This window comes from Pseudarthrobacter sp. J1738 (assembly GCF_050490315.1).
Taxonomy (GTDB): domain Bacteria; phylum Actinomycetota; class Actinomycetes; order Actinomycetales; family Micrococcaceae; genus JBNPEO01.
Map to the genome: position 1 here is coordinate 23,564 of NZ_JBNPEO010000002.1, position 17,699 is coordinate 41,262.

Sequence of the window (17,699 nt, forward strand, 5' to 3'; positions counted from 1 at the left end):
CGTTAGTCGGCACTTGCCGCTATCCAGTTCTGCAGCACATTTTCTGCAGCGCCTGAGTCGATTGATTCGACGGCGCGAACCATCCCCGCCGCGAGCCTGTCCAACAACGGGCCGTTGTGGTCCGGATTTGCAGCGACCAAACCTGCAGCGGTATTGAGGACGACGGCGTCACGCACCGGGCCAGACTCCCCCGCCAGTGTCCGGCGTACTATGGCCGCATTCGATTCAGCGTCTGAGCCCCGCAGCGCATCCACGCTGGCAAGTTCGATCCCCAAATCGCGGGGATCGATGACCGTTGAAGTCACGTGGCCGTTGCGTACTTCCCACACTTGGGATGTGGTCGAGGTGGTGAATTTATCCCGCCCGTCGCCGCCGCGGATAACCAATGCCCTAATCCCCCGCTGAGCCAATACACCAGCCATCTTGGGAGCCATGGATTCGTTGGCCACGCCCAACGCTTGTGCTGCAACGCCGGCGGGGTTCGCCAAGGGACCTAAGACGTTGAAAGCAGTTGGGACGCCGATCTCCCGCCGAGGAACCGCGGCGAATCGCATCGACGGGTGGAAAACCTGCGCGAAACAGAAGGTGATACCCGTGGCGTTAAACACTTCCACCACCTTCGCGATGGGCTGATCCAGGCGGACACCGAGTGCCTCTATAACGTCGGCCGAACCGGACTTGGTGGAAGCCCCACGATTTCCGTGTTTGACCACTTTTGCGCCAGCACCTACGGCGACTAAGGAAGACATGGTGGAGATGTTGACCGTTTCAAGGCCGTCACCGCCAGTACCAACGATGTCCAAGGTCTCCCCTGGGATGGTGATGGCGTTCGCTTGCGCCAACATGGCGTTGACCATACCCGTCAGCTCATCAACTGTCTCACCCTTGGCTCGAAGACCAACCAGGAACGCAGAAATCTGTGCTGGCGACGCCGCACCGGTCATGATTTCTTCCATGGCCCACTGGGCGGCGCTCACCGGCAAGTCCTTAGACTCAATGAGGGCGGAAATCACCGTAGGCCAGCTGGAGGGAACTTGCTGTACTTCTGCTTCGTTGGTCACACATAGATGCTATCGAGGCACAGGTTGATCTGCCCAATGTGTTGAGCGGAAGAAACTTTTCCGCGCAATTTCGCGACTTTGTAGAAAAAGTCGGTAGAAACGCGTCTTTGCATTGGGCACAGGCGACTTTTATAGACATAATGTCTATGTGACATCCGCGACCCATGCCCCCAGTACCCCGGCGCACCCGACGCTGAACCGACCCAACATGGTTTCCGTAGGAACCGTTGTGTGGCTCTCTAGTGAATTGATGTTCTTCGCAGGACTCTTTGCTATGTACTTCACACTCCGTTCTACTTCCGGTGAACTTTGGGCGGAAGAAACCTTGAAGTTGAACTTCCCGTTCGCTTTGGTTAACACGATCGTCCTGGTAGCCAGTTCCTTCACTTGCCAGATGGGCGTTTTCGCCGCTGAGCGACTTCAACCCCGCCGCACCGGTGGCCCTCTGCAGTTTGCGCGCTGGGGCATGACCGAGTGGTTCGTACTCACCTTCATCATGGGGGCCTTCTTCGTTGCAGGCCAGACCACTGAGTACGCAATGCTCGTCTCTGAGCACATTACTCTGTCGGCCAACGCCTATGGCTCTGCTTTCTACATGACCACCGGCTTCCACGGTTTGCACGTGATCGGCGGTCTAGTGGCCTTCTTGTTCATCATCGGACGCGCATTTGCGGCCAAGAAGTTCGGTCACTTCGAAGCAACCTCGGCAATCGTTGTCTCGTACTACTGGCACTTCGTAGACGTTGTGTGGATCGGCCTGTTCTTGGTCATCTACGTTTTGAAGTAGAAGCACAGTTTTATGTACGCCCACTCAATTTTCACACCGGTTTCACCAACCGGCGCAGGATCGAATAAAGGAACCACCAAGTGAAGGCACTTTCGCAAAAGCGACGTCATCCACTGGCAGCAATGGCACTGCTGCTTATGGGTCTGCTGATTACTGGTGGGCTTTATGCGGCCGCAACCACTGTCAACCAAGCCAAGGCTGAAACTCAGAGCTACAGCGCTGCGGACACCGAAGAGGGTCAAAAAATCTTCGCCGCAAACTGTGCGACGTGTCACGGCATGGGTGCTAGCGGAACCAAAGACGGACCATCATTGGTCGGTGTTGGCGCTGCTGCTGTCGACTTCCAGGTTGGTACCGGCCGTATGCCCATGCAGTTGAATGGCCCGCAGGCACAGAAGAAGCCGCGCCAGTTCAATGACGAGCAGACCAAGCAGCTCGCCGCTTACGTTGCTTCGTTGGCCCCCGGCCCCTCCGTCCCCGATGCTTCGGCGCTCGACGAAAAGGGCGATGCTGCCAAGGGTGGAGAGTTGTTCCGCGTGAACTGCGCCATGTGCCACAACGCTGCCGCTGCCGGTGGTGCTCTGACTCGAGGTAAGTTCGCTCCGTCTCTTGCCGGTGTTTCTGGTCAGCACATTTACGAAGCAATGGCCACCGGCCCACAGAACATGCCCGTATTCAGCGACGCAAACATCTCCCCTGAAGGCAAACGCGACATCATCACCTTCCTGAAGCAGATCGAAGCTAACGGCTCCCCTGGTGGAAACGACCTCGGCGCCTTGGGCCCGGTATCCGAGGGCTTGTTTGTTTGGGTCGCTGGTCTGGGCGTAGTTATTGCGTTCACCATCTGGCTGACGTCTCGCACGTCCTAGTTGTATCGCGAACACAGATTTTCCGCTTGTACCCAAAGCGGTTTGATATTGAAAACTAACTCGGCACCCGCCGATTTGAGAGAAGGATGAGGGGAATTATGGGCAACCATAGTGACGGCAGTCCGGAACCTTCGGGCACCGTAGCTACGGCTGGTCAAGATGATGCAGAGAAGTTCCAGGATCCTGGAATTCCCCCGCACCGTTTGCGCCTAGCAGATACGAACCCCAAAGCAGCCAAGCGGGCAGAGAAGCAGGTGGCAATCCTCTTTTTGATTTCCGTCGTAGGCACCCTGCTCTTCTTGGGCGCTTACTTCGCTATCGATTTGGGCCAAGACACCAGCATCGCCACCATTCGGACTCAGAACCTGTTGTTGGGTCTGGGTACGGCATTCGCCATGCTGGGTATTGGTACTGGAATTGTTCACTGGGCCAAGGCCCTTATGCCGGATCACGAAGTTGCTGAACTTCGCCACGAGATTCGCAGTGAAGAGGACCGCCAAGCAGCAGTTCGTATTGTTGATGAGATCGTAGAAGAAACCGGCATCAAGCGCCGTCCGCTGATCCGTAACACCCTGTTAGGGGCTGTGGCTTTGGCGCCGTTGCCTGCATTGGCAGTGTTCGGGGATCTGGGACCGCGCCCGGATGACAAGTTGGCTCACACCATGTGGGCACCGGAGAACGGCAAGCTCAAGCGTTTGACCCGCGATCCTGATGGCACCCCCATCAAGGCTTCTGATGTCACCATGGGTTCTGCATTCCACGTTATTCCTGAAGGTCTCAACGAACTCCACGAGGGCAAGCTCAATGCAAAGGCAAAGGCAGTTGTTCTGTTGATGCGTTTGGATCCGGCTTCCTTGCACCCGTCACCGGGCCGTGAAGACTGGGGTTACAACGGCATTGTTGCCTACTCTAAGATTTGCACCCACGTTGGTTGCCCCGTGGCTTTGTACGAACAGCAGACGCACCACCTGCTGTGCCCCTGTCACCAATCCACATTTGATCTCACCAACGAGTGCGCTGTGATCTTCGGACCGGCTAGCCGCCCGTTGCCCCAGTTGCCGATCGCTGTTGATGCCGAGGGTTACCTCGTTGCCACGAGCGATTTCCATGAACCTGTAGGACCGAGTTACTGGGAGCGTGACGAGCATGAGCGCAACAACAACAGCTGAAAGCTCTACGTTCACCCCAACCACCAAGGCTGGCAAGTTCACCAACTTTGTTGATGAGCGTGTGGGTGGGTCCGGAATTCTTCGAGAATTCGGTCGCAAGGTCTTCCCAGACCACTGGTCCTTTATGTTCGGTGAAGTGGCGCTGTACTCCTTCGTCATTTTGTTGCTCTCGGGCACGTTCTTGACGTTCTTCTTTGACCCTTCCATGGCGGAAACCCACTACCAGGGCAGCTACACTCCGCTCTACAACGTGGAGATGTCTGTGGCATACAACTCCTCCTTGAACATCTCCTTTGATGTTCGCGGTGGTCTGTTTATGCGCCAGGTACACCACTGGGCAGCACTTTTGTTCTCTGCCTCAGTTGCTGTTCACATGCTGCGCGTGTTCTTTACGGGTGCGTTCCGCAAGCCGCGTGAACTCAACTGGGTTGTTGGTGGCGTTCTGTTGATCCTGTCTTTGGCTGCGGGCTTCACCGGTTACTCACTCCCCGACGATCTGCTCTCTGGTAACGGTCTGCGAATCATTGACGGTGTTATCAAGTCGATCCCGGTCATCGGTACCTACATCTCGTTCTTCCTATTCGGCGGCGAGTTCCCAGGCACCGCGATCATCGGTCGTCTCTATGTTCTTCACATTCTCTTGGTTCCGGCCATGATCTTGCTGATGATCGTTGTCCACCTCTTTATGGTTGTGGTTCACAAGCACACGCAGTACCCCGGCCCGGGACGCAATGACGGAAACGTTGTTGGTTACCCATTGGGTCCGGTTTACGCAGCCAAGGCTGGTGGATTCTTCTTCATCGTCTTCGGCGTCATCGCTTTGATGGCAGCTATGTTTACCATCAACCCAATTTGGAACTATGGTCCGTACGACCCCTCCCCCGTTTCCGCCGGTACTCAGCCTGACTGGTACATCGGATGGGTTGATGGCGCCTTGCGTCTGATGCCTGGTGTTATTGGAAATGTCGGAGGCTTCCGCCAGCACCTTGAGTTCATCATCTTTGGCCACGTGCTGACTTTGAATGTTCTTCTGCCGGCGCTAGTGCCAGCTGGATTGGTATTCACCGCTCTGTTCACCTATCCGTGGATCGAACGTTGGGTCACCAAGGACAACCGTGAACACCACGTTCTGGACCGTCCTCGTAATGCACCCACCCGTACCGCGATTGGTGTTGCAGGCTTTGTGTTCTACTGCGTCCTCTGGGCCGCAGCTAGCTCTGACTTGATTGCAACTCACTTCCACGTTTCGCTCAATGATGTTACGTACTGGCTCCGCGCCCTGTTCTTCATTGGCCCGATTCTTGGATTCATCGTGACAAAGCGTGTTGCCTTGGCCCTTCAGCGTAAGGACCGCGAGATTGCTCTGCACGGACGCGAGACTGGCCGCATTGTGCGCTTGCCTCACGGTGAGTTCATTGAGGTTCATGCACCGTTGGATGACTACAAGCGGTACAAGCTGGTGGGCTTTGAGTCCCCCAAGCCGCTTCCTGCTCAGCCCAATGAAAACGGTGTTGTTGACCGCAAGGAGCGTCGTCGTGCGGCTCTGTCCAAGTGGTTCTTCGAGGACCGTGTAGCGCCGGCTACACCGGCAGAACTCGAGGCATCACACGGCCATGGTCACGATGCAGTTGAAGCTGGCACAGACGCTAAGAGTCTGAGCCACTAGTTCAGCAAGAGTTCACAAAAGGGAGGGTGTCCTGGTTCGCAACCGGGACACCCTCCCTTTTGTTTGCCTCGGGTTCCAATAGCTATCCCCAGAATGTCTTCTAGAACCGCGTCGAACCGGTAGCCGAATACGGTCGGCTCGAACGAACGCCAGGCCGTTGGAGCGGCACCCAGAGCTTGTAGCGGTCAGCCCTGTAATAAGAGACCGAGTAGTCGACCATCGTTTTTGATACAAAGGCATGTCGTTGGATTTTTAGTAACGGCGCCCCTATGTCTACCTTGAGCAAGTGCGAAATCGACGCTGAGGCCGCAGTAGCCTCGATCATGTCCTCTCCCCACTCCATCACCAGCCCATATCTTTCATTGAGTACGTTGTAGAGAGAGTTTGGCGGTTTCTCATCCAGAATGCCTGGCACACGGTGTGCGGGGATAAAGTTCTCGTCCACGCTCATCGGCTCCCCGTCAGCGAGAAGAAGACGACGAAACCTGACCACGGGCGTGCCCTCATCTACTTCAAGTTCCCGGGCCAGGAGTACACTCGCCGCTATCTGTTCGAAACTCAAAACGCGAGCGGCAGGGACCATTCCGCGGCGTTGCATTTCTTCGCTGTAGGAAGTCAGTTTTACTTGTAGATCGAGTTTGGGGCGGGTCACAAACGTCCCCAAGCCTACAACGCGCTCCACTACTCCTTCAGCAACCAATGCGTCGATGGACTGGCGTACCGTCATCCGAGCAAGGCCAAATCGTTGGCAGAGGTCGCGTTCTGAGGGGAGCCCGGCACCTGGTGAACACTCGTTGAGAGCATAGTTACGCAGAAGCTGACGCAGCTGCAGGTGGAGAGCTGTGCCAGAATTTCGCTCGATTTCTCCGTGGATGCGGCGGGGATCAGTAAACACGGCTACTCCCCTGCGTGTGGCTCATGGCTTCAGTTTAGAACGAAAGCAGCCTGGTCTAGTCCACTGCCCGACCGCGAAATTCAACCCGTGACGGATAGTCGACTGCACATCATGGGCATATTGGAACCGGAGCACACCTTACGTCCACCCGCTGGCCACTGCAGTAACACTTATCCGCCACGCTTCGGTAACCTAGCTAGGAAGACATTTTCGCGGCCGTAGCGCCGCACGTTCTAGGAGTGAAGTTGCCCTCAGTAAAGGCACGCGTTGCGGCTCAGGTGGGACTTCATGCCCGCCCAGCTGCGTTATTTGTCCGTGCAGTCAGTGAGACTGGCCAAGCTGTAACCATTTCTAAGGCAGGGCGTCCACCGGTGGACGCCCGTTCGCTCTTGGAGGTTATGACTGAAGACTTTCCTCACAATTGTGAGGTGGAATTACGTCTCGAGGACAGTGGCGCGCTCTCAGCTGAAGCGGGCGTAGAACTACTAGAAGGCCTCGCAGAAGTACTGGAACGCCCGGAGCAATAACTAGCCACTGTAATTGCCATGCGTCACTGGATCGGCACTTGAACAACAAATGACGACGGCGGTTCCCACCAATGGTGGAAACCGCCGTCGTCATTTGTCTTATGGGGCTAAAGGCGCTTAGTGTGCGTGGTCCCCTCGGCTGTATTCAAAGACCCAACCAACGAGTCCAACGATTGCCAGACCGCCTGCAATGAAGGTCACCCAAAAACCAACTGCCAAGCCCAGGAAACCTCCTGCACAAGCCAATCCGAGCACCAACGGCCACCAGCTCCAAGGGCTGAAGTGCCCTTGCTCGCCAGCGCCTTCGTGAATTTCTGCGTCGTCACGGTCTTCCGGACGGGCACCCACACGGCGACCGGTGAAACCCAAGTAAGTTCCAATCATGCCGGCGAGTCCTCCGACGAGAAGGATTCCCAGGATACCCACCCATTCAGACCAGTTGCTCAAGAAACCGTAAATGATGGCCACGGGGACGAAGAAGAGGACACCTAGTCCGAAGAGCCTAGATTCGATTTTCACTTTGCGTTGTCCTTCTGATCGGCATTACCCAGAACGGCTGCTGCAACGCCAGGCTGCTGAACTGTGTGGTTCTGAGAGAGCTCCGGGTGGTGCAGGTCCAATGCCGGACGCTCTGAACGAATGCGGGGCAAGGAGGTGAAGTTGTGACGTGGCGGCGGGCAAGACGTTGCCCACTCAAGAGATGCACCGAAGCCCCAAGGGTCATCTACCTCAATCTTCTGGTCACTGCGCCAGGTGATGTATACGTTCCAGAAGAACGGGATCATCGAGGCACCCAACACGAAGGAAGAGATGGTGGAGAACTGGTTCATCCATGTGAAGTTGTCTTCAACTAAGTAGTCAGCGTAACGACGCGGCATACCCATCACTCCAAGCCAGTGCTGGATGAGGAAGGTGCCGTGGAAGCCCAGGAACAGCATCCAGAAGTGGATCTTACCCAAACGTTCGTTGAGCATCTTGCCAGTCCACTTTGGCCACCAGAAGTAGAAGCCTGCGAACATCGCGAAGACCACGGTACCGAAGACAACGTAATGGAAGTGAGCAACCACAAAGTAAGTATCAGACACGTGGAAGTCCAAGGGCGGTGAAGCCAAAATGATTCCGGTCAGACCACCAAAGAGGAAGGTGATCATAAAGCCGAGGCTCCAGAGCATCGGGGTCTCAAAAGTGATCGAGCCGCCCCAGAGCGTTCCAATCCAGTTGAAGAACTTCACACCAGTAGGTACTGCAATCAACATGGTCATAAAGGAGAAGAACGGCAACATCACAGAACCGGTCACGTACATGTGGTGAGCCCACACAGTTACGGAGAGCGCAGCAATAGAAATGGTTGCGTAGACCAAGCCCTTGTAACCGAAGATCGGCTTGCGGCTGAAGACCGGGAAGATCTCCGAAACGATACCGAAGAACGGAAGCGCAATGATGTAAACCTCAGGGTGACCAAAGAACCAGAAGAGGTGCTGCCATAGAACGGCACCGCCATTCTCAGGATCAAAGATGTGAGCACCAAAGCGTCGGTCTGCACCCAAAGCGAACAGAGCCGCTGCCAACGGCGGGAAAGCCATGAGAACCAAAATGGCAGTAACTAGTGTGTTCCAGGTGAAGATCGGCATACGCCACATGGTCATGCCCGGAGCACGCATGCAGATGATGGTGGTGATGAAGTTAACTGCACCGAGGATGGTTCCAAAACCGGACAGAGCCAAACCGAAGACCCAAAGGTCCCCACCAATGCCTGGGCTAAAGGTGGTGTTAGACAGCGGCGCATATGCGAACCAACCGAACGAGGCAGCACCTTGAGGGGTGATGAAGCCGGAGACGGCAATGGTGGAACCAAAGAGGAAGAACCAGAAAGCCAATGCGTTCAATCGCGGGAAGGCAACGTCGGGAGCACCAATTTGCAGTGGCATCATCACGTTTGCAAAACCTGCGAACAGCGGGGTTGCAAACATCAAAAGCATCACGGTGCCGTGCATCGTGAACAGCTGGTTGTACTGCTCTTTGGTCTGCAGGATCTGCATACCGGGTTCAAAAAGCTCAGCACGAATCAGTAGCGCCATAACGCCACCGAAGCAGAAAAATACGAACGAGGAGATCAGGTACATGTAACCGATCGTCTTGTGGTCCGTAGACGTGATCCAGTTGACGACGATGCGTCCCTTGGACTTGGGCACAACCGGAGCGTCTAGCACTCCGGCGGATTGGGTATAGGTTGCCACGAGCGTCCCTTACTTCTTCTCGTTCAGATTCGGGTTGCGGTCGTACTTCGAGCCCAAGAGTCCGGTGTTGCCGTCAGCACGGAGCTGGTCCATGTGTGCCTGGAACTCGGAATCGGAGACCACCTTCACGCGGAACAGCATCTCAGAGTGGTACTCGCCGCAAAGTTCAGCACACTTACCGTCGTAGGTGCCTTCTTTGGTGGGCGTGAAGTTGATGTAGTTGGTCTTGCCTGGAATCATGTCTCGCTTCTGCAAGAAAGCAGGAACCCAGAAAGAGTGGATAACATCACGGGAGTTCAGCTGAAGCTCAACCGTCTTGTTAACCGGGAGGTACAAGGTTGGCAATTCTTCTTTGTCAATCTTGTCGCCGGTCAAGTGCGCCTGAACACCTGCTTCATGCAGGTCCTCAGTGATCACATTGCCCTTGGTGTAGTTGAAGTCCCAGGCCCACTGCTTACCTCGAACGTCAACAACGACGTCGGCTGGCTTGGAACGGTCATCAATGGCTTGCTGATCCTGATCCGTGAAGTAGAAGAGAACCAAAACCATAAAGAGCGGGATGGTTAAGTAAAAAATTTCAAGCGGCAGGTTGTAACTGACCTGCTTGGGGAAACCAACGGTTCCCTTGCGGCGACGGTAGGCAATGATGCACCAAATGATGAGGCCCCACGTCACGGCACCAACGGCAATAGCCGCAATCCAGGAGTTAACCCAGAGGTCAATAATGGAGCCAGTGTGATTGGTGGTATCCCTATCAGAAGGGAGCCAGCCTTTCTCAGCCTCTGATGAACACCCGGTCAAAACCAACGCGCCGGCTACCGCCAGACCCGAGATCCCTACGATCTTGTTGCGTCGGCTGCCGGTTTGGTTCTGCGAACTCACGGACGGCCCTTCCTCTTCATAACTTCGCGCCAGCAGCACGACGTGCCACCGTTGCTTACTAAGTTTTACTACTCGGTGTAGAGCTTACCGCTATCAAGAGTTTTTCGCCCACATAACAGCCGTGTGCGTCGAAGCTTCTTAGGAAGCTTCGACGCACACGGTATTTTGCTTTGAAATTTGAGGCTTTTGAGACTAGTGGAAGGAATCTCCACAAGCGCAGGAGCCGCCTGCATTCGGGTTGTCAATGGTGAAACCCTGCTTTGAAATTGTGTCTTCGAAGTCAATTGACGCGCCGGACAAATACGGCACGGACATTTTGTCTACAACAACTTCAACACCATCGAAGTCGCGAACAGCGTCTCCATCCAAAATTCGCTCATCGAAGTACAGCTGGTAGATCAGTCCTGAGCATCCGCCGGGCTGAACGGCTACGCGCAGACGCAAGTCAGTACGGCCCTCTTGTTCCAAGAGGCTACGAACTTTGCCAGCAGCAACATCAGAAAGCTGGACGTTATGTGTGCCCAAGCCGTCATTGTCAGTGGTGGACTCAAGGTTGGCAGTTTCACTGGTGGTGGTGCTCATGGCTCATACCCTCTTACGACGTTCTGGCGGTCCCGGTGAATTTCACCGGGTTGCCTTGAAAAAGTTTTTTCGGCTACATCCATGCTACGGCTCGTAGCTTGCGTACCGTAACTACTTACTCAACCGATGGGGCACGGAAATTGTTCCCGCGCCCCACCAAGTTCTCATGACGCTGGTCAGGAGAGTCTGTTCCTGTGGCTAGTCTCGCTGTGTTTCCGTATTCAGTCCAGCCAACAAGAGCGCCTCAGCTACCACAGCGTTTTTGAAGTCTCCAATGTGGAGGGACTCGTTGGCGCTGTGAGCGCGAGAGTCGGGATCTTCCACACCGGTCACGAGGATCTGCACGTCCGGGTACAGTTCCTTCAAGTCCGCAATAAAGGGAATGGAGCCACCAATGCCGGTCTCTACGGCCGGAACGCCCCACGCCTCCCCCAAAGCCCACAGGGATAATGACGCCGCCTTGGACTTGGTGTCGGTTTGAAAAGCCGTCCCCATTTCGCCAGGGGTGAAGGTCACTTGTGCCCCAAAGGGAGCATGCGCAGTCAAGTGTTTCTCGAGTGCGTCCATGGCTGCCTGCGGGTCCTGCCCGGGTGCCAGACGCATACTGAACTTCGCGCGCGCAGAAGGAATCAGTGTATTGGATGCAACATTCACAGCCGGGGCATCGATACCAATGATGGATAGTGCAGGCTTGGTCCACATTCGCGAGGAGATTGACCCGGTGCCTGCAAGCTGTACACCGTCAAGAACCGAAGCGTCGCGACGGAATTCTTCCTCTGTCAGATCAACATCAGCTTCGTCCCGGAAAACGAGGCCTTCGATCGCGACTGATCCTTCGTCGTCGTGAAGTGTGGCGATAAGCCGGGCTAAAAGCGTCGGCGCGTCCAATACGGGACCACCGAACATTCCGGAGTGAACAGCATGCTCGAGAACCCGCACTTCAAAGGTGCCGTCCACCAGCCCGCGCAAACTGGTAGTCAAAGCCGGTATGCCCACCTGCCAGTTGCTTGAATCCGCAACCACAATCACATCTGCACGTAATTCTTCTTGATAGGTTTCCAAGAACGTGCGGAACGTTGGTGAACCTGCTTCTTCCTCGCCTTCAATAAACAGCGTCACGCCCAAGCCAAAATCTTCGCCAAGCACTTCCTTCGCTGCGGCAAAAGCACCAAGGTGGGCCATCACGCCTGCCTTGTCATCGGCCGCCCCGCGGCCGTATAAGCGGCCATCGCGTTCTTGGGCTACAAACGGCTGAGTTTCCCAAAGCGCCGAGTCGCCGGGGGGCTGGACGTCGTGGTGTGCGTAGAGAAGGATTGTCGGCTTGCCGGCGGCGGCCGGGCGGCGTGCGACGACAGCGGGGCCACCGGGCGTTCCGTCCTCTTTGTTACAACGCAAGATCCGAACCTCTGGGAACCCGGCTGCAGTAGCCAACTTGGCAACAGCATCGGCGCTGCGATCCAGTTGGCTGGCATCAAAACTAGACCACGCAATACCTGGGATCGCCACGAGGCTGCAGAGCGTATTGAGGGTGGAATCAAAATTGTTTTCAACTGCAGCTCGAAGTGCATCTACGGGCACTGCAGTTGCTGGCCCGGTGGGTGTTCCGGCAGCAGCTGAGGGGCGGGAGTCACTGGATAAAGTCATGACCCACAGCCTACCGTTCGGTCTTGGGAACAAGGCCTTCCAAGGTAGTCTTATGGGGTGTTTGGACGAAAAAATGAAGCGCCATCTGCGCAGGACGTAGTAGACAACCTTTCAGCCTCCTCCTCGGCGACGCCGGAAGTTCAGGGCAAAGGCGCACCGACGCCTAAGCGTAAGCAGCAGGTAGCAGCGCGCAAGCGCCCCTTGGTCCCTACCGACCGGAAGGCCTCCAAGGCTGCTGAGCGTACCGCAGCAATGGAGCAGCGAATGAAGGTGCGCAACGCCTTAGACACCGGCGACGAACGCTTCTTGCCAGTCCGCGACAAAGGCCCACAGAAGCGCTTTGCTCGCGACTTTGTGGACTCCCGCTTCAGCCTTGGCGAGTTCTTGATGTTCGGCGCACTCGTTTTTGTGCTGGCATCGTTGGTAGTTCCGCAGACAAGTAATGCTCAGTTTGTGGTGCTGGCCGTCTTCTGGTTGATGTTCTTGGCCGTTTTTATTGACACCTTTTTCTTGTCACGTCGTCTGAAAAAGGCATTGACTACCAAATTTGGCGAGGTGGAGCGTGGCACCGTTTGGTACGGATCTATGCGCGCCCTCCAGTTCCGCAAGCTACGTATGCCTAAACCTCAGGTTGCTCGCGGCGAGCACCCCAAGGTCTAGCGACCGCAATCTGGCGACTGGCTCGTACTGCACTAACGTGCGGTGCGGGCCAGTTCTTTGTTAATGGCCCCGGCCCAGAACGGACCTTCATACAAAAACGCCGTGTAACCCTGCACCAAGGTGGCGCCAGCGTCCAAACGTTCGCGCACGTCCGCCGCGGTTTCTACCCCGCCTACAGAGATCAGCGTGAGCTCTGATCCCACCGTGGAACGCAAACGCTTGAGCACTTCCAGGGAACGCTCCTTCAGCGGCGCACCTGAGAGTCCCCCAGCCCCACACGACTGAACCTTTTCATCCGTGCTTTTCAGCCCCGAACGAGCAATGGTGGTGTTGGTGGCAATGATGCCATCGAGCCCCAGTTCCAGTGCAAGCTGTGCTACGTCGTCTATATCTTCGTCACTTAGATCGGGGGCGATCTTGACGAGTAGCGGCACGTGCCGGCCCGCGCTCTCATCTGCTTCTTTAGCAACAGCGCTCAGGAGAGGCCGCAAAGTCTGAACATCTTGGAGCAAACGGAGTCCCGGCGTATTAGGGGAACTAACGTTCACCACGAGGTAGTCAGCAGCGGGAGCTAATTCACGGGCACTGATCAGGTAGTCAGTAACAGCATCTTCCAGCTCAACCACTTTGGTTTTACCGATGTTAACCCCAATGATTGGCCGGCTTGCACCGAATCTACGTTGCAAAGCAGCCCGGGCTGATTTGAGCCGCGGCGCTACAGCACGGGCACCATCATTGTTAAAACCCATCCGGTTGATGACGGCGCGGTCCTCAATCAGCCGGAATAGCCGCGGTTTCTCGTTTCCTGGCTGGGCCGCACCTGTGATTGTGCCAACCTCTATATGCCCGAAGCCCAGATTGGCCAGCGCCTCAATCCCTAGGCCTTCTTTGTCGAAGCCGGCCGCCAAACCAAAGGGAGAAGGAAATTCAATGCCCATCGCCGTGGTTTTTAGGGATTCTTTGGGGCCGTTGAGACGGTGTAGCAAAGAACCGGCACCAAGGCTGGTGGACCACCGGACTCCCTGAAACCCAATCCGGTGAGCCTTTTCGGCGTCCATCCATGAAAAAGCCAGCCGGAAGAAAGTTGGGTATACGCGCATGTCTCTAGTTTTCCTGTTCTGAGCCCGGCTACCAAACTGTTGCGGCCTCAGGTGGTTGGTTCCGTGCCTCAGAGCACGCTGCTTTTGCTTTTCTCTGCCTCTGCTTAGCCGCGAACTCTTAGCGGCGTTTACTTCGCTGCATCGACTGCTCCGCCATACCGGCGATCACGTTTGGCATAGATTTCAACAGCTTCATACAAAGTCCGGCGGTCCACGTCCGGCCACAAGGTATCCATAAATACGAACTCCGCATAGGCGGACTGCCACAACATAAAGTTGGACAACCGTTGCTCACCAGAGCTTCGCAAAAACAAATCAACATCGGGGAGATCAGGTTCGTCCATAAAACGCTGGATAGTCTTCTCAGTTATGGCACCTGCTTTGAGCCGGCCTGCAGCCACTTCATGAGCAATTGCGTTCATAGCATCCGTGAGTTCAGCCCGGCCGCCGTAGTTAACACACATGGTCAGCGTGCACGTGCTATTTCCTCGCGTGTACTCCTCTGCGGCTTCAAGCTCTTTGATAACCGAACCCCACAAACGCGGCCTACGCCCAGCCCAGCGGACCCGCACACCCCAGTCGTCCAGCTGCTCTCGCTGACGACGTAGCACGTCCTTGTTAAAACCCATGAGGAACCGAACTTCCTCCGGGCTCCGGCGCCAGTTCTCCGTGGAAAAAGCGTAGACAGTGATGTATTTGACGCCCAGCTCAATTGCGCCAGCCATCACGTCTAACAGTGCAGGTTCTCCGGCTTTGTGCCCTTCAATGCGCGGCAAACCACGCTGGTTGGCCCAGCGACCGTTGCCGTCCATCACAATAGCCACGTGCTGGGGAATCAGTTCGCTTGGAATCGCTGGCGGAATCGCACCCTCTGGATGCGCGTAGGGGCGCACCACCGGTGTGGTGCGAGTACGCGCGCGGGTGCGACTAGAGTCCTTGGGCACAGTTCTTGTCCTTAGAGTCGTTCAACGTGTCGAAGCGATTTGAGCGTCCGCTCGAGATGCCATTGTAGATACGCCGCCACCAGCCCGGAGGCTTCGCGCCGAATCTGCAGGGGTGAGGCGTCCGCCGTCGACCATTCACCAGCAAGTAAAGAAGCGAGCAGGGTGACGGTCTCCGGAGCCGGTGCAGGAGAACCTGGCGGCCGACAATCATGACACACCATACCGCCCAAAGCCGCAGCAAATGCAGAGTGCGGCCCGGGAGCTGAACACCGTGCACAGTCAGTAAAGCTCGGCGCCCAACCACCCGTGGCAAGAGCCCGTAAAAGGTAGGAGTCCAAGATCAGCTCAGGAGCGTGAGCACCGCGGCTCAGCGCGGCCAACGCGCCAACCAAGAGGTTGTACTGGGCCGTACCGGATTCGGAATCCACATCCGTAAGTTTCTCTGCTGTCTCAGTCATGGCTGCGGCCACGGTGTAACGAGAATAATCCGAGGCAATAGCACTGCCGTAGGACCCGCGCGCGATCGCCTGCGTCACGATGTCCAAAGAGCGCCCAGAAATTAGTTGAAGATCTGCCACCATAAATGGTTCCAAGCGGGCGCCAAACTTACTCGAAGTCCTCCGGACGCCTTTGGCCACGGCACGAACCTGGCCGTGATGTTTGGTGAGCAAAGTAATGATTCGGTCCGCTTCGCCCAACTTGTGGGTGCGCAAAACTACCGCGTCGTCACGGTAACTTCGTGCTGCAAAGGAGGATTCGGCCACGACTAATTGTCCCACCATCAGATGTAAATGCCCCGTACCGGCGCGGAGCCTGTACGGGGCATTTACATGCTGGGAGCCCTAGATTGAACTGGCTCGCACTGCGCGGTTGACGGCGGAAATTACTGCCTTGAGCGAGGACATGCTGGTGTTGGAGTCAATTCCCACACCCCACAAGACTCGCTCCCCCACAGCGCACTCAACGTAGGCTGCTGCTCGAGCATTGCCGCCTTCAGACAGCGCGTGCTCGGTGTAGTCCAGGACGCGCACATCCACGCCGTCTTGTTCAAGAATGTTTAAGAACGCTGCAATAGGACCGTTGCCTGTACCAGTGCGACGCTGCGGCGTGCCATCGATGCGCATGTTGGCTTCGAGGGTGATCTTGCCCGACTCATCAGATTCAGTGTTGGCCGAGATGATCGAGTAACGGCCCCACTGAGAATCGCTCTCTTCACTGGGCAAGTATTCGTCATGGAAAATCTGCCACAACTGCTCGCCACTAACCTCGCCACCAACGCTATCCGTTTGACGCTGGATCACCCCGGAGAATTCAATCTGCGCACGACGCGGCAAGTCCAAGCTGTGCTCGTTTTTGAGCAAGTACGCTACGCCCCCCTTGCCCGACTGAGAGTTAACCCGAATAACTGCCTCGTAGCTGCGGCCCAAGTCCTTGGGGTCAATCGGCAAATAGGGAACCTGCCATGTGAAGTCTTCAACTGACTTGCCAGCTGCCTTGGCGTCACGTTCAAGAGCTTCAAGGCCCTTCTTGATGGCGTCCTGGTGCGAGCCGGAGAAAGCCGTGAACACCAAGTCGCCACCATACGGTGAACGCTCCGGAACGGGCAATTGGTTGCAGTATTCAACCGTGCGGCGTACTTCGTCGATGTTGGAGAAATCAATCATCGGGTCAACACCCTGTACAAACATGTTCAGGCCCAGAGTCACCAGGTCAACGTTGCCCGTGCGCTCACCATTGCCGAACAAGCAACCTTCAATACGGTCCGCTCCGGCCAAGTAACCCAACTCAGCTGCTGCCACGCCGGTGCCACGGTCATTGTGCGGGTGCAAGGACAAGATAATTCCGTCCCGCGGGTGCAGCCTACGGCTCATCCATTCAATGGAATCGGCATAGACATTGGGGGTTGCCATTTCAACAGTGGCGGGCAAGTTGATGATGACCTGTTTGTCAGCAGAAGCCTCAAAAACATCCGCCACTGCATTGCAGACCCGCAAGGCGTACTCAAGCTCGGTGCCTGTGAAGGACTCCGGCGAGTACTCGTACGTAATGTGAGTGTCCTCGAGGGTTTCCTCGTATTTCTTGCACAATCTGGCGCCCTGGAGTGCAATGTCCAAGATGCCGTCTTGGTCTTGGTTGAACACCACACGGCGCTGCAACGTTGAAGTGGAGTTGTACAAGTGGACAATTGCCTGCTTGGCGCCAACCAGGGATTCGTAAGTACGTTCAATCAAGTGTTCGCGGGCCTGGGTCAGGACCTGAATGGTGACATCCTCGGGAATGTGGTTGCCCTCAATCAACTGACGAACAAAATCAAAGTCAGTTTGAGAAGCCGAGGGGAATCCCACTTCAATTTCCTTGAAACCCATCTGTACCAGCAAGTGGAACATCTTCATCTTGCGGGCAGGGCTCATCGGGTCAATCAACGCTTGGTTTCCGTCACGCAGATCCACTGCACACCAGCGAGGGGCTTTGGTGATGACCTTGTCCGGCCAAGTGCGGTCAGGCAGCTCTACGTTGATGAGCTCTTGGAACGGCAAGTACCGGTGGATGGGCATTCCGGAAGACTTCTGTGCGTTACGCATTGTTCTGGGCCTTTTCTCTAAAAACATTCTGTACCGGAGGCCGGGCAACACAAACTCCGCAGCGAGGGGGGCCTTGCGCTAGATCGCGTCTTTG

At 56.0% G+C, this 17,699-nt stretch carries 17 protein-coding genes; 6 read left to right on the top strand and 11 right to left on the bottom strand.

The features are described from left to right. Positions 1–2: 2 nt before the first annotated feature. Positions 3–1,061 (bottom strand): anthranilate phosphoribosyltransferase, encoded by a 1,059-nt coding sequence (trpD, locus tag ACQR35_RS03800; protein WP_430269271.1) that lies wholly within the window; start codon positions 1,059–1,061, stop codon positions 3–5. 148 nt (positions 1,062–1,209) lie between these two features. Here trpD and ctaE point away from each other — a divergent pair, with 148 nt between their 5' ends. The 4 genes from ctaE (at position 1,210) to qcrB (ending at position 5,552) form a co-directional block, all read left to right on the top strand. Further along, positions 1,210–1,848: an aa3-type cytochrome oxidase subunit III gene (gene ctaE, locus ACQR35_RS03805; RefSeq protein ID WP_430267159.1), complete on the top strand. Its 639-nt coding sequence runs from the start codon at positions 1,210–1,212 to the stop codon at positions 1,846–1,848. An 80-nt stretch (positions 1,849–1,928) separates the two neighbouring features. Continuing rightward, a complete protein-coding gene (qcrC, locus tag ACQR35_RS03810; protein ID WP_430267160.1) occupies positions 1,929–2,717 on the top strand; it encodes a cytochrome bc1 complex diheme cytochrome c subunit in 789 nt (262 codons plus the stop codon). Between the two features lie 98 nt (positions 2,718–2,815). After that, positions 2,816–3,886 (top strand): cytochrome bc1 complex Rieske iron-sulfur subunit, encoded by a 1,071-nt coding sequence (qcrA, locus tag ACQR35_RS03815; RefSeq protein WP_430267161.1) that lies wholly within the window; start codon positions 2,816–2,818, stop codon positions 3,884–3,886. After that, a complete protein-coding gene (gene qcrB / locus ACQR35_RS03820; protein ID WP_430267162.1) occupies positions 3,864–5,552 on the top strand; it encodes a cytochrome bc1 complex cytochrome b subunit in 1,689 nt (562 codons plus the stop codon). The genes qcrA and qcrB overlap by 23 nt, the downstream gene beginning before the upstream one ends. Positions 5,553–5,652: 100 nt before the next feature. Here qcrB and ACQR35_RS03825 read toward each other — a convergent pair whose 3' ends face one another. After that, entirely contained in the window at positions 5,653–6,447 is a 795-nt protein-coding gene (locus ACQR35_RS03825) for a GntR family transcriptional regulator (protein ID WP_430267163.1), read from the bottom strand. A 245-nt stretch (positions 6,448–6,692) separates the two neighbouring features. On the opposite strand from ACQR35_RS03825, the gene ACQR35_RS03830 reads away from it, so the two are divergent. Further along, positions 6,693–6,974, top strand: a complete 282-nt coding sequence (locus ACQR35_RS03830; protein ID WP_430267164.1) for an HPr family phosphocarrier protein — start codon at positions 6,693–6,695, stop codon at positions 6,972–6,974. A gap of 117 nt (positions 6,975–7,091) precedes the next feature. On the opposite strand, the gene ACQR35_RS03835 is transcribed toward ACQR35_RS03830, so the two are convergent. The 5 genes from ACQR35_RS03835 to ACQR35_RS03855 all read right to left on the bottom strand — a co-directional run bounded on the left by ACQR35_RS03835 (position 7,092) and on the right by ACQR35_RS03855 (position 12,319). After that, positions 7,092–7,493 carry a cytochrome c oxidase subunit 4 gene (locus tag ACQR35_RS03835; RefSeq protein WP_430267165.1) on the bottom strand — a complete coding sequence of 134 codons (402 nt, stop codon included), beginning with the start codon at positions 7,491–7,493 and terminating at the stop codon, positions 7,092–7,094. Continuing rightward, entirely contained in the window at positions 7,490–9,211 is a 1,722-nt protein-coding gene (ctaD, locus tag ACQR35_RS03840) for an aa3-type cytochrome oxidase subunit I (RefSeq protein WP_430267166.1), read from the bottom strand. The genes ACQR35_RS03835 and ctaD overlap by 4 nt, the downstream gene beginning before the upstream one ends. Positions 9,212–9,220: 9 nt before the next feature. Beyond that, positions 9,221–10,093 (bottom strand): aa3-type cytochrome oxidase subunit II, encoded by an 873-nt coding sequence (gene ctaC / locus ACQR35_RS03845; RefSeq protein WP_430267167.1) that lies wholly within the window; start codon positions 10,091–10,093, stop codon positions 9,221–9,223. Positions 10,094–10,285: 192 nt separating this feature from the next. After that, on the bottom strand, positions 10,286–10,675 hold the full coding sequence (locus ACQR35_RS03850) for a HesB/IscA family protein (protein ID WP_430267168.1): 390 nt from the start codon (positions 10,673–10,675) through the stop codon (positions 10,286–10,288). 198 nt (positions 10,676–10,873) lie between these two features. Next, positions 10,874–12,319, bottom strand: a complete 1,446-nt coding sequence (locus tag ACQR35_RS03855; RefSeq protein ID WP_430269272.1) for a dipeptidase — start codon at positions 12,317–12,319, stop codon at positions 10,874–10,876. Between the two features lie 57 nt (positions 12,320–12,376). Between ACQR35_RS03855 and ACQR35_RS03860 the strand changes: the two genes are divergently transcribed. Next, a complete protein-coding gene (locus ACQR35_RS03860) occupies positions 12,377–12,979 on the top strand; it encodes a DUF3043 domain-containing protein (RefSeq protein WP_430267170.1) in 603 nt (200 codons plus the stop codon). 32 nt (positions 12,980–13,011) lie between these two features. Here ACQR35_RS03860 and ACQR35_RS03865 read toward each other — a convergent pair whose 3' ends face one another. The 4 genes from ACQR35_RS03865 to leuA form a co-directional block, all read right to left on the bottom strand. After that, the gene (locus ACQR35_RS03865; protein ID WP_430269273.1) at positions 13,012–14,079 is read right to left on the bottom strand and encodes a quinone-dependent dihydroorotate dehydrogenase; all 1,068 of its coding nucleotides are present in this window, start codon (positions 14,077–14,079) and stop codon (positions 13,012–13,014) included. A gap of 128 nt (positions 14,080–14,207) precedes the next feature. After that, positions 14,208–15,023, bottom strand: coding sequence for an isoprenyl transferase (locus ACQR35_RS03870; protein ID WP_430269274.1), 816 nt, complete (start codon positions 15,021–15,023; stop codon positions 14,208–14,210). Positions 15,024–15,034: 11 nt separating this feature from the next. Continuing rightward, positions 15,035–15,787 carry a DNA repair protein RecO gene (recO, locus tag ACQR35_RS03875; RefSeq protein ID WP_430269478.1) on the bottom strand — a complete coding sequence of 251 codons (753 nt, stop codon included), beginning with the start codon at positions 15,785–15,787 and terminating at the stop codon, positions 15,035–15,037. 78 nt (positions 15,788–15,865) lie between these two features. Then, positions 15,866–17,605, bottom strand: coding sequence for a 2-isopropylmalate synthase (gene leuA, locus ACQR35_RS03880; RefSeq protein WP_430267174.1), 1,740 nt, complete (start codon positions 17,603–17,605; stop codon positions 15,866–15,868). Between the last annotated feature and the right edge of the window lie 94 nt (positions 17,606–17,699).

Excerpts from the sequence above, each read along its gene's own strand:
- qcrA (WP_430267161.1), top strand. The coding sequence starts at position 2,816 with ATGGGCAACCATAGTGACGGCAGTCCGGAACCTTCGGGCACCGTAGCT.
- qcrB (WP_430267162.1), top strand. The coding sequence starts at position 3,864 with ATGAGCGCAACAACAACAGCTGAAAGCTCTACGTTCACCCCAACCACC.
- ACQR35_RS03850 (WP_430267168.1), bottom strand. The coding sequence starts at position 10,675 with ATGAGCACCACCACCAGTGAAACTGCCAACCTTGAGTCCACCACTGAC.
- ACQR35_RS03855 (WP_430269272.1), bottom strand. The coding sequence starts at position 12,319 with ATGACTTTATCCAGTGACTCCCGCCCCTCAGCTGCTGCCGGAACACCC.
- ACQR35_RS03865 (WP_430269273.1), bottom strand. The coding sequence starts at position 14,079 with ATGCGCGTATACCCAACTTTCTTCCGGCTGGCTTTTTCATGGATGGAC.
- leuA (WP_430267174.1), bottom strand. The coding sequence starts at position 17,605 with ATGCGTAACGCACAGAAGTCTTCCGGAATGCCCATCCACCGGTACTTG.